The sequence below is a fragment of the Bizionia saleffrena genome, assembly GCF_008086175.1.
GTDB lineage: Bacteria > Bacteroidota > Bacteroidia > Flavobacteriales > Flavobacteriaceae > Bizionia > Bizionia saleffrena.
Window position 1 is genome coordinate 145,274 of the sequence record NZ_VSKM01000008.1, and the last position, 14,339, is coordinate 159,612.

General features: G+C 34.2%; 13 protein-coding genes. 12 read left to right on the forward strand and 1 reads right to left on the reverse strand.

The window, feature by feature from the left end; all coding sequences use genetic code 11:
* Positions 1-35 precede the first annotated feature (35 nt).
* Positions 36-1,013, reverse strand: coding sequence for a pyruvate dehydrogenase complex E1 component subunit beta (locus tag ES676_RS09375; protein WP_148370064.1), 978 nt, complete (start codon positions 1,011-1,013; stop codon positions 36-38).
* A gap of 420 nt (positions 1,014-1,433) precedes the next feature.
* Between ES676_RS09375 and ES676_RS09380 the strand changes: the two genes are divergently transcribed.
* The 12 genes from ES676_RS09380 (at position 1,434) to lspA (ending at position 14,305) form a co-directional block, all read left to right on the forward strand.
* Positions 1,434-2,132, forward strand: coding sequence for a GLPGLI family protein (locus ES676_RS09380; protein ID WP_148370065.1), 699 nt, complete (start codon positions 1,434-1,436; stop codon positions 2,130-2,132).
* Positions 2,132-2,401, forward strand: coding sequence for a carboxypeptidase-like regulatory domain-containing protein (locus ES676_RS09385; RefSeq protein WP_148370066.1), 270 nt, complete (start codon positions 2,132-2,134; stop codon positions 2,399-2,401). Before ES676_RS09380 ends, ES676_RS09385 begins: the two co-directional genes overlap by 1 nt.
* A gap of 530 nt (positions 2,402-2,931) precedes the next feature.
* Positions 2,932-3,462, forward strand: a complete 531-nt coding sequence (locus ES676_RS09390; protein WP_148370067.1) for a hypothetical protein — start codon at positions 2,932-2,934, stop codon at positions 3,460-3,462.
* A 1,503-nt stretch (positions 3,463-4,965) separates the two neighbouring features.
* On the forward strand, positions 4,966-5,712 hold the full coding sequence (locus ES676_RS09395) for an electron transfer flavoprotein subunit beta/FixA family protein (RefSeq protein WP_148370068.1): 747 nt from the start codon (positions 4,966-4,968) through the stop codon (positions 5,710-5,712).
* A gap of 98 nt (positions 5,713-5,810) precedes the next feature.
* Positions 5,811-6,773, forward strand: a complete 963-nt coding sequence (locus ES676_RS09400; RefSeq protein WP_148370069.1) for an electron transfer flavoprotein subunit alpha/FixB family protein — start codon at positions 5,811-5,813, stop codon at positions 6,771-6,773.
* Between the two features lie 157 nt (positions 6,774-6,930).
* A complete protein-coding gene (locus ES676_RS09405; RefSeq protein WP_148370070.1) occupies positions 6,931-7,545 on the forward strand; it encodes a bifunctional nuclease family protein in 615 nt (204 codons plus the stop codon).
* A 9-nt stretch (positions 7,546-7,554) separates the two neighbouring features.
* Positions 7,555-9,273, forward strand: coding sequence for a NupC/NupG family nucleoside CNT transporter (locus ES676_RS09410; RefSeq protein WP_148370071.1), 1,719 nt, complete (start codon positions 7,555-7,557; stop codon positions 9,271-9,273).
* Positions 9,274-9,407: 134 nt separating this feature from the next.
* Entirely contained in the window at positions 9,408-10,232 is an 825-nt protein-coding gene (locus tag ES676_RS09415; RefSeq protein WP_148370110.1) for a thymidylate synthase, read from the forward strand.
* A 71-nt stretch (positions 10,233-10,303) separates the two neighbouring features.
* Positions 10,304-11,218: a dihydrofolate reductase gene (locus tag ES676_RS09420; RefSeq protein WP_148370072.1), complete on the forward strand. Its 915-nt coding sequence runs from the start codon at positions 10,304-10,306 to the stop codon at positions 11,216-11,218.
* Positions 11,219-11,283: 65 nt separating this feature from the next.
* Positions 11,284-12,840 (forward strand): NAD(P)/FAD-dependent oxidoreductase, encoded by a 1,557-nt coding sequence (locus ES676_RS09425; RefSeq protein ID WP_148370073.1) that lies wholly within the window; start codon positions 11,284-11,286, stop codon positions 12,838-12,840.
* Between the two features lie 81 nt (positions 12,841-12,921).
* A complete protein-coding gene (gene fabD, locus ES676_RS09430; RefSeq protein WP_148370074.1) occupies positions 12,922-13,815 on the forward strand; it encodes an ACP S-malonyltransferase in 894 nt (297 codons plus the stop codon).
* A 1-nt stretch (position 13,816) separates the two neighbouring features.
* Positions 13,817-14,305: a signal peptidase II gene (gene lspA, locus ES676_RS09435; protein WP_148370075.1), complete on the forward strand. Its 489-nt coding sequence runs from the start codon at positions 13,817-13,819 to the stop codon at positions 14,303-14,305.
* Positions 14,306-14,339: the final 34 nt, after the last annotated feature.

The window sequence follows — 14,339 nt, forward strand, 5'->3', positions numbered from 1 at the left end:
GGCTAATGAAGTTTCATAACGTTATTATTTCACTATTATTTATACATCACCTTCTTCACTGCTTTAATGACTTCCTCGTGGTTTGGTAACCATTCGGCTAATAAAACTGATGAATATGGAGCAGGTGTATCTGCTGTATTAATTTTCACAATTGGAGCATCTAAATAATCGAATGCTTCAGATTGTACACTATAAGCTAAATCTGTCGAGACGTTTCCAAAAGGCCACGCTTCTTCTAAAATCACTAAACGATTCGTTTTTTTAACCGATTCTAAAACTGTTTTCTTATCTAAAGGTCGTACTGTTCTTAAATCGATAATTTCACAAGAAATCCCTTCTTTTTGTAATTCTTCAGCAGCAATGTAAGCTTCTTTAATAATTTTTCCAAAAGAAACAATGGTAACATCGGTCCCTTCTCTTTTAATTTCAGCAACACCCAATGGAATTGTATATTCTCCTTCTGGCACGTCGCTTTTATCACCATACATTTGCTCACTTTCCATAAAAATTACAGGATCGTCATCGCGAATAGCCGATTTTAAAAGTCCTTTGGCATCGTAAGCATTTGATGGTACAACCACTTTTAATCCTGGCGTATTTGCAAACCAACTTTCGAATGCTTGCGAGTGTGTCGCTCCTAATTGACCAGCCGAAGCTGTAGGCCCACGAAAAACAATAGGACAATTAAATTGCCCACCAGACATTTGTCTAATTTTTGCTGCGTTATTTATAATTTGGTCAATACCTACCAGAGAGAAGTTAAAGGTCATGTATTCTACTATCGGTCTATTTCCTGTCATAGTCGACCCAATAGCGATACCAGCAAAACCTAATTCTGAAATGGGAGTATCGATAACACGCTTTGCTCCAAATTCGTCTAGCATTCCCTTAGATGCTTTATAGGCACCATTATATTCTGCTACTTCCTCGCCCATTAAGTAAACGCTCTCATCTCTGCGCATTTCTTCACTCATCGCTTCGCAAATAGCTTCTCTAAATTGAATTGTTTTCATTTATAACATTTTATTGAAAAGCAAAAATAGCAATAAAACGAAACTATTACGGAAAGAATTATTTAAAATTTATATTATATAAAATAAAAGCTAATAAATTTGGGTAATTAGTTTTTTTGTTTTTTTTAGCAAGCACTAATATAAACCCAAATTATTTTAAATGTTATTGCTATTGTTAGTATATCTTTTATGAATTTCGCGAACACTAATGATTTAAAAGTTACTTAAATATCGCGTTAGACAATGGAGAGCGCAAAATTATATTGGTGTGTAGCCTATTATAGCGAAACTACTACGAACCCTATGGATGGTTCTACAACAGTAACTACTTATTATGCTTGCACAGAAATCTCTTTGTAAACTTAAAACCAATCACATAACTCAAGAGCCATTTACTCTTAAGTTATTAAAAAATATAAAATGAAAAAAATACTTCTAATAACACTTTTTATATCGTCTTTTAGTTACTCTCAAACTTTAAAAGGAATTGTTTCATTTAATGCAAAAAAAAGTGTGAGCGACGAAACAGAATTGAGTAAAAAAGCAAAAAAACCGTTTATATATAGTTATATTTACTCTAATCAAGTCTCTCTACAAGAGTTAATATCTGAAGAAAAAACGTCTATAGACACTACTATTGTTGAACACTCTGAAGTAAAAGGGCTAACCCAAGAAACGGTTCAAGTGGTAAACCGTCCTTCTAAAACATCGTATTACAAGAACACAGAAACAGATGTCTATAGATTAGAATTTTCAATGAACGCTAAAAATGTTAGCATAAAAGACGCTATTCCAGTTTATGACTGGAACTTACAGAACGAAACTGAAACCATAATTGGATACTCTTGTAAAAAAGCAACAACAGAAAGAATTTTATTTGGCAGAAAACAATACATTACTGCTTGGTATACAGAAGATATACCTATAAATAGTGGCCCAATGGATTTTACTGGTTTACCAGGACTAATCTTACAAATTGAAATTGGAGATATGAGTGTTACAAGGTTTGAAAAACTAAAATTCATAAAAGATTCAACCTCAACTATTGAAGAGCCTAAAAATGAAAGCAAGATATTAAGCATTAATGAGTATCAACTTAATGCAATGCGAGGAAATTAATGATAAGATCTTTAATTAATATTACTAATTTAAAAAAGCAGCTTTACTGCTTTTTTTTATTTGTACCTGCTTTACTTATTAGTCAAACTAACATTGACGGTAGTATAAAAGATACTAACAACACCCCCATTGATGGTGCAAATATTATTCTTAAAAAGACAGATACTGATGAAATTGCAACCTTCACAACCTCTAACGCCAAAGGGTATTTTAACCTACAAACACAAACAGGTAATTATACTTTAAAAATTAGTGCTTTGGTTTTTTAAACCATTATAAAAAACATAGAACTAAAAGACACAACCTTACCACTTAACAATATTACATTAATAGAAAATAGCACGGCTTTAGAAGAGGTAATAATAAACGCAGAAAACAATGGTGTTGTTCAAAAAGGGGATGTTACACAATACAAAATTGAAAAGTTTTTAAACGGTACAGAAGAAAGTTTAAAAGATGTAATAACGAGATTACCTGGATTAGACATTAACGAAAATGGAAAAATCACTGATAATGGAAAAGAAATTGACAGACTGCTAGTTGATGGTGAAAATTTATACAAAAAACAACACCAACTTGCTACAGAAAATATAAATTCTGAAATGGTGAAAATGCAGAACTAATAAGAAATTATAAAGATTTTGAGTCTATTAGCACAAACGATAAAACCGAAATTACTGCATTAAACATTAATATTAAAGAAGAATTTAAAAATAAATTTACAGGTAATTTTGAAACACATTTAGGCTTTAAAGATAAATATAAAGTGAATGCTTCGCTTTTTAATTTCAACAAAAGAGTGAAATTCTCATTAATACCTAGTTCTAATAACTTAGGAGAATCTACTATGAGCATACAAGATTATTATGCGCTTACAGATACAGATGTTAGAAGCAACTTAAATAATGAGAGTAAAGTTACGTTTTCTAAATTAGAAGATTTACCCCGTTTTTTAAATTCTAAAAATAATGTTGCTGCAAAAAGTAATAATTTTGTAACAATAAGTAGTATAGCAAACCTTTCTGATAAAATAAAACTAGACTTTTATGGAATTTTCAACACTGCAGAACAAGAAGAAAACTATAGCAGAGAACTACTTTTTAAATCGCCACAAAATTTAGACGAGATTAATGAAAACAACAAAATTATAGAGAAAAATTATTTTGGCGTTTTACAATTGAAATCTATTTACAAACCTTATAAAAACAGCGTATTAACTCTAAATAATTATATAAATATTGATAACACTACCCAAGACAAAGACATAGAAAACCTAACTAACGAAAAATATATCAATACAAAAGAAACAAATAAACCCAAAAAAAATTAATTTTAACTCGGAGATAAATTATAGTAAAAACATAAACTCAAATACATTTACTTCTAGCTTATCTTTTAACTATCTTGACAGTAAAAGCATAAAAAACATTTATTCTAACAACGCCTTTATAAATATTAATTTTAACGACGAATTTGTCGCTAATCAATCAATAGATAAGTCTTTACAAGAGACAAACTTTCATTTATCCTACACTTTAAACTATAATAAGGTTTCTATAGATTTATACAATAATACATCTTTTACAAGGGATAAGTTAACATCAAACACTAATAATCTTTCTAGCTTTTACAACAGGATATCATTAGACCAATTATTAGCTAAAAATGGTATTGATGCAACCTTTAAAATCTCAAAAACAATAAATTATATCATAGGGGCAAATTACAATTATACAGCAAAGACGTATAATACTATAAATAACAACATTAATTACTTAGAATTTAACTCGTCTATTAAATCTGTATTTAACACCAATAATATAGCACAACTATCTTATAAATTTTCAAGCCAAACACCCAATATAGACCATTTAAATGATGGATTTATTATTAAAGATTATCGAAACTTACTTGTAAATAACGATTTTACAATTACAACTCTCTTGCCGTATCATCAAATTAGTGCGAGTCATTTCATTTTTAAACCCAAATTAGAGTTTTCATATATTTTTAATGCTTCCTACACTAGTAAAAATAAGTCTATTGGTAATAATATAATAAACACAGAAAACATATTATCTCTACAAATAAAATAATTCGTCAAGATAATATGTTTAATACGTTTATTTTTTTAGAAAAAAACTTAAAAAACTACCATTATCTTTTTCTGGTACTTTATCTTATAACACTAACAAAAAAGAACATTTTCAAGATAATAATCTGTACCATTTCAAGAATGAAAACATATCTAGTATTTTAAAAGTGAAAAGCCAATTTAAGAAAGCTGTTTTCCATTTTGATTTAGGCCTTAAATATTCAAAAGACAACTACACCGATCAAAATAGCAGAACTTACCTTCGTATTACACAGCCTTATTTAAATACAAATGGTAAAATTTCAAAGAGTCTATTTTGGTATTTAAACTCTAGTTTAACCTTTTACAACGGCACTAACTCAACTAGAAAGCTATATGTTATAAGTCCGAAATTAAGGTTTACTAAAGAAAAATAGAAATGGGAAATATATGCAACTGGAAATAACATATTGAATCTAAACCATAAAACTATTCTTGAAAACAACAGCTCAACTAGTTTCTACGAGGAAAAAACAAGCGCTACTCTTTCCGGACATATTCTTTTGGGTGGTAAATAAAAATTTTAACTCTATTATTTTCCTGTAATTATTTAAAATTTGTTATGCACGCATAATAAAAATGTAAAATAAAATAATTAACTTCGTAAAATAAAAGAATATTAAATACAAGAAAGCTAATTAAGAGAATTTAAGTATCTTTTGATTTGTCATTGTATCAATTTATAAATAAAACAAGAGAATGAAAATTTTAGTGTGTATTAGCCATGTTCCAGACACCACCTCAAAAATTAATTTCACAGATGGTGATTCTAAATTCGACACCAGCGGTGTACAATTTGTAATTAACCCAAATGATGAGTTTGGATTGACACGTGCTATGTGGTTTAAGGAAAAACAAGGGGCCAGTGTAGATGTCGTTAATGTGGGTGGCCCAGAAACAGAACCAACATTACGTAAAGCATTAGCTATAGGTGCCGATTCTGCAATTCGTGTAAACACACCTGCAGTAGACGGTTACCAAGTCGCGAAAGAATTAGCTAAAGTAGTAAAAGATGGCGGTTACGATTTAGTTATTGCGGGCCGTGAGTCTATCGATTATAACGGTGCAATGGTGCCAGGAATGTTAGCTGAGTTAACCGATGCTAACTTTGTTACCAATTGTATTAACTTAGAAGTTGATGGTACCAGCGCAACAGCGATTAGAGAAATCGATGGTGGAAAAGAAACGGTTTCAACCGCTTTACCCTTAGTCATTGGTGGACAAAAAGGATTAGTTGAAGAAAGTGATTTACGTATTCCTAATATGAGAGGTATTATGATGGCGCGTAAAAAACCGTTAAATGTGGTTGAAGCAACATCGGCAGAAACAGAAACGTCTTCTGTTAAATTTGAAAAGCCTGTATCAAAAGGAGCGGTAACTTTAGTAGATGCCAATAATTTAGACGAATTAGTAAACTTACTTCATAACGAAGCTAAAGTTATTTAATCCTGTTTTTTCGTTTACAACGAGAGAACACGGTGAGCAATTCATTATAAACACCTCGCAATAGTACTTAGTAGTATTGCGACAAGAAAAATTAAAATATGTCAATTTTAGTATATACAGAATCAGAAAACGGAAAATTTAAGAAAACAGCTTTCGAGGTTGCTTCTTATGCGAAAGCTGTAGCCGACCAATTAGGGACTACAGTAACAGCGGTTGCAGTAAATGCAGACGATGTTTCAGAATTAGGAAAATATGGTGTAGACAAAGTATTAAAAGTGTCTAATACCGATTTAAAAAAATTCAATGCAAAATCTTACGCGTCAGTTTTAAAGCAAGCAGCAGAGAATGAAAGTTCTAAGGTTGTTGTGGTAAGCTCTAGCGCAGACAGTAAATATTTAGCACCACTATTGGCTGTAAATTTAGATGCTGGTTACGCATCTAACGTTGTCGAAGTACCTTCTAGCACATCTCCATTTACTGTAAAACGTACCGCTTTTACAAACAAAGCATTCAATATTACAACCATAGATACTGCTGTAAAAGTAGTAGGGGTTTCTAACAATTCTTATGGTTTAGTAGAAAACACCGGAAGCGCAACTACCGAAGACTTTTCTCCTTCAATTCCTGCTTCTGGAGTAACAGTAGAGTCAGTGGATAAAGTAACAGATAAAGTAACTATTGCCGATGCTGAGATTGTAGTCTCTGCAGGTCGTGGTTTAAAAGGTCCTGAAAACTGGGGAATGATTGAAGAATTAGCAGACGTTTTAGGAGCAGCAACAGCATGTTCTAAGCCTGTAAGTGATTTGGGATGGAGACCACACGGTGAACACGTAGGGCAAACAGGAAAACCTGTAGCGGCAAACTTATACATTGCCATAGGTATTTCTGGAGCCATCCAGCATTTAGCTGGTATAAATGCCTCTAAAGTAAAAGTAGTTATAAACACAGACCCAGAAGCTCCTTTCTTTAAGGCCGCAGATTATGGTGTTGTTGGTGATGCTTTTGAAGTCGTACCCGCACTAATAGAAAAATTAAAAGCTTTTAAAGCCGCAAACGCTTAAATTATTGAAATTTAAGTTCTTAAATAAGAACTGTTTAAATTAGAGTTTTCAAATTATAGATTTCTGTAATATGAAAAATCAACACTAAAATTTACAATTATAAGTTTTGGAGTTGGTATTCTCCCAATTTAAACAGTTCTTTGTTTTTTATAAAATTATGAGTTTAGTTCGACTAAATATAAAAGGAATATCTTATAGCCAAACCCAAAATGGCGCTTACGCCCTTATACTAAACGAAGTCGATGGAGACAGAAAACTTCCCATAGTTATTGGCGCTTTCGAAGCACAATCTATCGCTATCGCTTTAGAAAAAGAAATAACCCCCCCAAGACCACTTACTCACGATCTCTTTAAAAACTTTGCAGACCGTTTTGATATTGTTATAAAACAAGTCATAATTCATAAACTCGTGGATGGCGTTTTTTACTCTAGTTTAGTATGCGAACGCGATAAAATAGAGGAAATTATAGACACCCGAACGAGCGATGCTATCGCCTTGGCCTTACGTTTTAAAGCGCCTATTTTTACTTATAAAAATATTCTAGATAAAGCTGGAATCTTCTTAAAAGTCGACTTAGACGAAGAAGAGCATGACGAGGACAGTATTCTTATTGACGGTGTTTTAAACGAAGATATAGATATCTCTGCAACGACAGAGGACGATTACAAATCATATTCCCTAGGAGATTTGCAAAACCTGTTAACCGAAGCAGTTAATAATGAAGATTATGAAAAAGCCGCTAAACTAAGAGACGAGATTTCTAAACGATAAGACTTTATTATGAAATACTTTTTTTTAGCTTTAATAGCTATGTTTTTTGGGCTCAATACTTTAGTAGCGCAAGACATCAATAAAACGTGGGAAATACAATCCCTACAAAACCAAGCCGGCGAAGATGTTATTTCAGTTTCAGATACCGATAAACTTACTCTTAATAATGGCGAATTTGAATTCTCTATTATAGACAGCAACGTAAACGCTACCGGTGATTATATCTATCAACATAATTTACTTGTTTTTTACTTTAACAAACCCTCAGATTCTATACAGAAGTATAAAATCTCAAAACTTACAGACTCTACTTTAGTCTTTAAAGAAAAAGACATTACCTATAGCTTTAAAACGCCAATTACTTTAAAAAAAGCAATGACTGCTTTAGCAGAAACGGGAGATAAAGAAGGCATTGTTAGCAGCCAAGGTATCACTATTACTAGCTTGTGGCGTGGTCTGTTAGGAATGGTATCATTAATTTTTATTGCTTTCTTATTTAGTAATAACCGTAAAGCAATCGATTGGAAAATTGTGGGTATAGGACTCCTTTTTCAGCTTATTATTGCGGTAGGTGTCTTAAAAGTACCATTTGTAAAAAGTATTTTCGAATTTATTGGCAGCCTGTTTATTAGTGTGCTAGATTTTACACGTGCAGGGAGTAAGTTTCTATTCGATGGTTTAGTAATGGATATGGATACTTTCGGCTTTATATTCGCCTTCCAAGTACTACCAACTATAATATTCTTTTCGGCATTAACCTCACTTCTTTACTATTTAGGAATTATTCAAAAAGTAGTAAAAGGAATGGCGTGGGCGCTATCCAAAGTACTTAAAATTTCTGGCGCTGAAAGTTTAAGTGTTGCCGGAAATATTTTCTTAGGACAGACTGAAGCTCCACTCCTTATTAAAGCCTATCTAGAAAAAATGAATAAGTCTGAAATCCTTTTAGTAATGATTGGAGGTATGGCTACCGTTGCCGGAGCTGTATTAGCGGCTTATATTGGTTTTTTAGGAGGTGAAGATGAAGCTCTGCGTTTGTTTTATGCAAAACACCTTTTGGCAGCCTCCGTAATGGCGGCACCTGGCGCTATTGTCATTTCAAAAATTCTTTACCCGCAAACTGAAGTTATTGATAAAGACGTTAATGTATCGCAAGATAAAATAGGCTCTAATATCTTAGATGCCATTGCCAATGGTACAACTGAAGGTTTAAAACTAGCCGTAAACGTCGGTGCAATGTTGTTAGTTTTCGTGGCCTTTATAGCGATGTTAAACGGTATTTTAGGTTGGGCTGGAGAAGTTACAACGTTGAATAATTGGGTGGAAAATAACACGCCGTACCCTAAAGTTTCTTTAGAATTAATTTTAGGATATGTTTTCGCTCCTTTAATGTGGTTAATGGGGGTTGCTCGAGAAGATATGGCACTTATGGGACAGCTTTTAGGTATTAAATTGGCGGCCAGCGAGTTTATTGGTTATATTCAATTAGCCGAATTAAAAAACGTCGCTAATGTTACGCACTTAAAATTCGAAAAATCTATTATTATGGCCACGTATATGCTTTGTGGTTTTGCCAACTTTGCTTCTATTGGTATTCAGATCGGAGGCATAGGATCTTTAGCTCCTGGACAACGCAAAACATTGTCAAAGTTTGGTATGAAAGCCTTACTTGGAGGGACCATCGCTTCATTAATTTCAGCAACTATTGCAGGCATGATTATTGGGTAATAAACGGCATTAAAAGAAATAAATCTTATTATAAAGAAAGCGTCAATCAAAATCTAATTAGAAACTTTTTTTTACTTTTGATACCAATCAAAGGACAATTAGAAACGCAATTATCGCTTTCGAACACTATTAATATGAAACAATATCACGACTTAGTAAACCACGTATTAGAAAACGGAAACGACAAAGGAGACCGCACAGGAACAGGCACCAAAAGTGTCTTTGGTTACCAAATGCGTTTTGATTTGAGCGAAGGCTTCCCGATGGTTACCACCAAGAAACTCCACCTAAAATCTATTATCTACGAGCTTCTATGGTTTTTAAAAGGCGATACAAATATTAAGTATTTAAATGATAACGGCGTTCGTATTTGGAATGAATGGGCAGACGAAAATGGCGATTTAGGTCCGGTTTACGGACACCAATGGAGAAACTGGAATAACGACGAGATCGATCAAATCGCAGATGTTATTCTGGAGCTTAAAAGCAACCCAAATAGTAGACGAATGTTAGTCTCTGCTTGGAATCCTTCAGTGTTACCAGACGCCTCTAAATCGTTTAGCGAGAATGTAGCCAACGGAAAAGCAGCATTACCACCGTGCCACACGTTCTTTCAGTTTTATGTTGCCGACGGTAAATTGTCTTGCCAATTGTACCAACGTAGTGCCGATATTTTTTTAGGCGTGCCTTTTAATATTGGCTCTTATGCCCTATTTACTATGATGATGGCTCAGGTTTGTGGTTACGAACCGGGTGATTTTATACATACATTCGGAGACGCGCATATTTACAATAATCATAAAGAGCAATTAGAGTTGCAATTATCTCGCGCACCTAAAGATCTACCGAAAATGAAAATAAATCCAGAGGTTAAAGATATATTTGCTTTTACGTTTGAAGATTTTACCTTAGAAAATTACGACCCCCATCCACATATTAAAGGAAAAGTAGCCATTTAATTTTAATTATTCAGGTAATAGATTTCTCTTTTTAAAATAGTAACTTTACTCTATTAATTAGCACTATACTTATGTTTGGAAAGAAAACACAAAAATCTCAAATTGATAGAGATCAATTAGAACTTATAGAAAATGCGCAACGTCGCGTAAAGCAAAAAAAAAGATTATACATTCACTTTGTTGTTTTTTTAATTGGTGCTGTATTTTTAGTTTTAGCAAATACGGTTTTAGGTATTGGTGACGCCGTAAAGTTTTTTAATATCGATTGGTTTGTATTTGCCATATTTATTTGGTTATTCTTTTTTCTGTATCACGTATTCAATGTTTTTGTGACGCATAAATTTATGGGTGACGCGTGGGAAAAAGCGCAATTAGATAAATTAGTAGGAGAGCAGAAATTGCGTATCGAAAAACTAAAACATCAGGTTGCAAAGAAGGCACCACAACAAGTTAAGATAGCGCCATCGAATACAGCCCTCTCTCCAAATAATAAGACTAACAATCTTACCATTATTGTGGCTGCTTCAGAAAACAATGCCATTGGAAAAGACAACGGTTTAATTTGGCATTTAAGCGATGACTTAAAACGTTTCAAATCGCTTACTTCGGGTCATCATATTATTATGGGGCGCAAAACCTTCGAAAGTTTCCCGAAGCCACTTCCTAATAGAACCCATGTTATTGTAACAAGACAAGACAATTACCCAGTACCCGTAGGCGTTATTGTTGTAAATTCTATCGAAAAAGCAATCGAAATAAGTAAAAACGATAACCAACCTTTTATAATTGGCGGTGGCGAAATTTACAAGCAAGCCCTGCCGTATGTAAATACTATCGAGATTACGCGTGTACACGACACCTTTGATGCCGATACCTTTTTTCCTGAAATTGATACGACCGCTTGGAAAGAAACACATCATATTTTTCACGGAAAAGATAGCAATAACAATCACGATTTCACTTTCTTAACGTATATTAAACGGTAACTACAATCGGTAATAAAATTGCGATTTTAGAAAATAAGTCAGCCAATTTTAATTAATTTCGCAGTATGATGCAAGAGATCCAACTTCGTATTTCTCTAAAGGACGAAGAAAAAAACGATATATTACTGCTTAAAGCGGCGCAATATTTAAACATTCCCAAGCAAGATATAACGGGCGTAAAAGTATTACGAAAGTCTATTGATGCAAGAAAACCTAAAATAATATTCAATTATAAAATCGCTGTTTACATTAAAGAACCGCTACCTAAAACTTCGGAATACGACTTTCATTACCAAGACGTTTCTAAAGCAAAAGCGATTCATATTATTGGCTTCGGCCCCGCAGGAATGTACGCTGCGCTGCGTTGTATAGAATTAGGTTATAAACCTATTGTTTTAGAACGCGGCAAAAATGTAAAAGATAGACGTCGCGATTTAAAAGCGATTAATCAGGATCATTTTGTAAACGAAGATTCCAATTACTGTTTTGGCGAAGGTGGTGCAGGAACCTACAGCGACGGTAAATTATATACTAGAAGTTTAAAACGTGGCGATGTGCGCCGTATTTTTGAAAACTTGGTGTATCACGGTGCTAACGAACAGATTTTAGCAGATGCACATCCGCATATAGGAACCAATAAACTCCCTAAAATTATTCAAAATATACGTGAAAACATCATCAAATATGGTGGTGAAGTTCATTTTGAAACGCGAGTAGTAGATTTTAGTATCAAAAACAATAAAATTGAAGCCCTTCAACTTAAAAACGGTGATGAAGTAATAACCGATCGTGTTATTTTAGCGACGGGTCATTCGGCCCGCGATATTTTCTATCTTTTAAATAAAAAGCATATTGCTATCGATTCAAAATCGTTTGCAATGGGCGTTCGTGTAGAGCATCCACAACATATTATAGACAGTATTCAATACCACTGTTCTGGAGAGCGTCACGAATTATTACCGCCGGCTGCTTACAGTTTAGTGCAACAAGTTAACGATCGCGGTGTGTACTCGTTTTGTATGTGCCCTGGCGGATTTATTGTACCTGCAGCAACGGCTAATGGCGAGGTGGTTGTAAACGGAATGTCGCCATCTAAGCGAAATAATAAATTCGCGAATTCCGGTATTGTTGTTGAAATTAATGCTGATAATGATTTACGTAAATATGAGAAATTTGGAGCTTTAAAAGGCTTAGAATTTCAAAAAGAGTTAGAACGTTTAGCGTTTACCGCAGGCGGAAGATCTCAAGCAGCACCGGCGCAACGCTTAACAGATTTCGTAGAAGGTAATTTATCGGCAACCTTAAATGAAACCTCGTATCAACCTGGGTTACAGTCCGCACCTTTACACTCTTTATTACCCAAACTAATAGGAAGTAGATTGCGTAAAGGATTTGAATCTTTCGGACAAAAAATGAAAGGCTACTATACCGAAGAAGCCAATGTTATTGGTGTCGAATCTAGAACCTCATCACCAGTAAGCATCCCTAGAACCGATACTTTAGAACATACTCAAATTAAAAACTTATATCCTTGCGGTGAAGGAGGCGGTTACGCCGGTGGCATTGTAAGTGCCGCAATGGATGGCGAACGCTGTGCTGAAGCCGCTATTGTTGGTTTATAAATACTAAGAACAGACTGCAACATACAAACTTAATACTATTAAATATTATTCTTATTTTTGCAGCATAAAAAACGAAACGAAATGAACGCATATATATTTCCTGGTCAAGGAGCGCAATTCTCAGGAATGGGTTTAGACTTATACGAAAACTCTCCGCTAGCACAAGAGTTATTTAACAAAGCAAATAGCCTTTTAGGTTTTGCAATTACCGACATTATGTTTAAAGGTTCCGCAGATGCTTTAAAAGAAACAAAAGTAACACAACCTGCTATTTTCTTACATTCGGTAATTCTTGCAAAAACTTTAGGTGATGCTTTTAAACCAGATATGGTTGCAGGGCATTCTCTAGGAGAATTTTCTGCTCTTGTTGCAAATGGCGTATTAAGCTTTGAGGCCGGACTAAAACTAGTCTCTCAACGAGCTTTAGCGATGCAAAAAGCGTGCGAATTGCAACCAAGTACGATGGCTGCTGTTTTAGGTTTAGAAGATGCTTTAGTGGAAGACATTTGTGGTAAAACGGAAGGTATCGTGGTAGCCGCAAATTATAACTGCCCAGGACAATTAGTGATTTCTGGAGAAATTGAGGCCATCAACACCGCTTGCGAAGCGTTAAAAGCAGCTGGCGCACGTCGTGCATTAGTTTTACCTGTTGGTGGCGCGTTTCATTCACCTTTAATGGAGCCTGCTCGTGAAGAACTTGCTGCGGCCATAGAAAACACAACGTTCAACAAACCGAAGTGCCCCATTTACCAAAACGTAACGGCAAGTGCTGTAATAAATGAAGCAGAAATTAAAGCCAATTTAATGAAGCAATTAACAGCTCCTGTGCGTTGGACGCAATCTGTACAACAAATGATTACGGACGGCGCTTCACTATTTACAGAAGTAGGCCCAGGGAAAGTATTACAAGGTTTAGTTAAAAAGATAAATAAAGAAGCACAAACGGCTTCGGCAATATGTAGTAGCGAAGCTTAATATGAAAAACATTACACGTACATTTTTAATTTTAGGATTGATTATTTTGAACATTGCTGTAGACCAAATTTCTAAATTTTGGATTAGAGACAGCGTTGTGCCAGGAAGTGAATCTGAAATTTTAGGCGATTATTTAACATTACATAATGTTGAAAACACGGGTGCCTTTTTAGGAATGGGAAGTGATTTTAGTCCGACACTTAAGATTTTATTACTTAATGTTTTACCCGTCGCAGTTTTAGCATTAGTACTGTTTCATATTTTTAGAGATAAAACCTTAGATCGAAAATCGTTGGTGGGGTTCTCGTTTATAATTGGCGGCGGAATGGCAAATATTTACGACAGAATTCTCTATGGATCGGTAACCGATTTTTTACATATAGATTTAGGTGGCGTTTTTAGAACCGGAATTTTCAACTTTGCAGATGTCTCTGTAATGGTTGGAATGGGACTGCTTCTACTCTCGAATCTTAAGAAGAAAAAAGCATAAAAAAAAGCTTCAGTTTAATTAAACTGAAGCTTTT

Excerpts from the sequence above, each read along its gene's own strand:
- ES676_RS09375 (WP_148370064.1), bottom strand. The coding sequence starts at position 1,013 with ATGAAAACAATTCAATTTAGAGAAGCTATTTGCGAAGCGATGAGTGAA.
- ES676_RS09380 (WP_148370065.1), top strand. The coding sequence starts at position 1,434 with ATGAAAAAAATACTTCTAATAACACTTTTTATATCGTCTTTTAGTTAC.
- ES676_RS09385 (WP_148370066.1), top strand. The coding sequence starts at position 2,132 with ATGATAAGATCTTTAATTAATATTACTAATTTAAAAAAGCAGCTTTAC.
- ES676_RS09395 (WP_148370068.1), top strand. The coding sequence starts at position 4,966 with ATGAAAATTTTAGTGTGTATTAGCCATGTTCCAGACACCACCTCAAAA.
- ES676_RS09400 (WP_148370069.1), top strand. The coding sequence starts at position 5,811 with ATGTCAATTTTAGTATATACAGAATCAGAAAACGGAAAATTTAAGAAA.
- ES676_RS09405 (WP_148370070.1), top strand. The coding sequence starts at position 6,931 with ATGAGTTTAGTTCGACTAAATATAAAAGGAATATCTTATAGCCAAACC.
- ES676_RS09410 (WP_148370071.1), top strand. The coding sequence starts at position 7,555 with ATGAAATACTTTTTTTTAGCTTTAATAGCTATGTTTTTTGGGCTCAAT.
- ES676_RS09415 (WP_148370110.1), top strand. The coding sequence starts at position 9,408 with ATGAAACAATATCACGACTTAGTAAACCACGTATTAGAAAACGGAAAC.
- ES676_RS09420 (WP_148370072.1), top strand. The coding sequence starts at position 10,304 with ATGTTTGGAAAGAAAACACAAAAATCTCAAATTGATAGAGATCAATTA.
- ES676_RS09425 (WP_148370073.1), top strand. The coding sequence starts at position 11,284 with ATGATGCAAGAGATCCAACTTCGTATTTCTCTAAAGGACGAAGAAAAA.
- fabD (WP_148370074.1), top strand. The coding sequence starts at position 12,922 with ATGAACGCATATATATTTCCTGGTCAAGGAGCGCAATTCTCAGGAATG.
- lspA (WP_148370075.1), top strand. The coding sequence starts at position 13,817 with ATGAAAAACATTACACGTACATTTTTAATTTTAGGATTGATTATTTTG.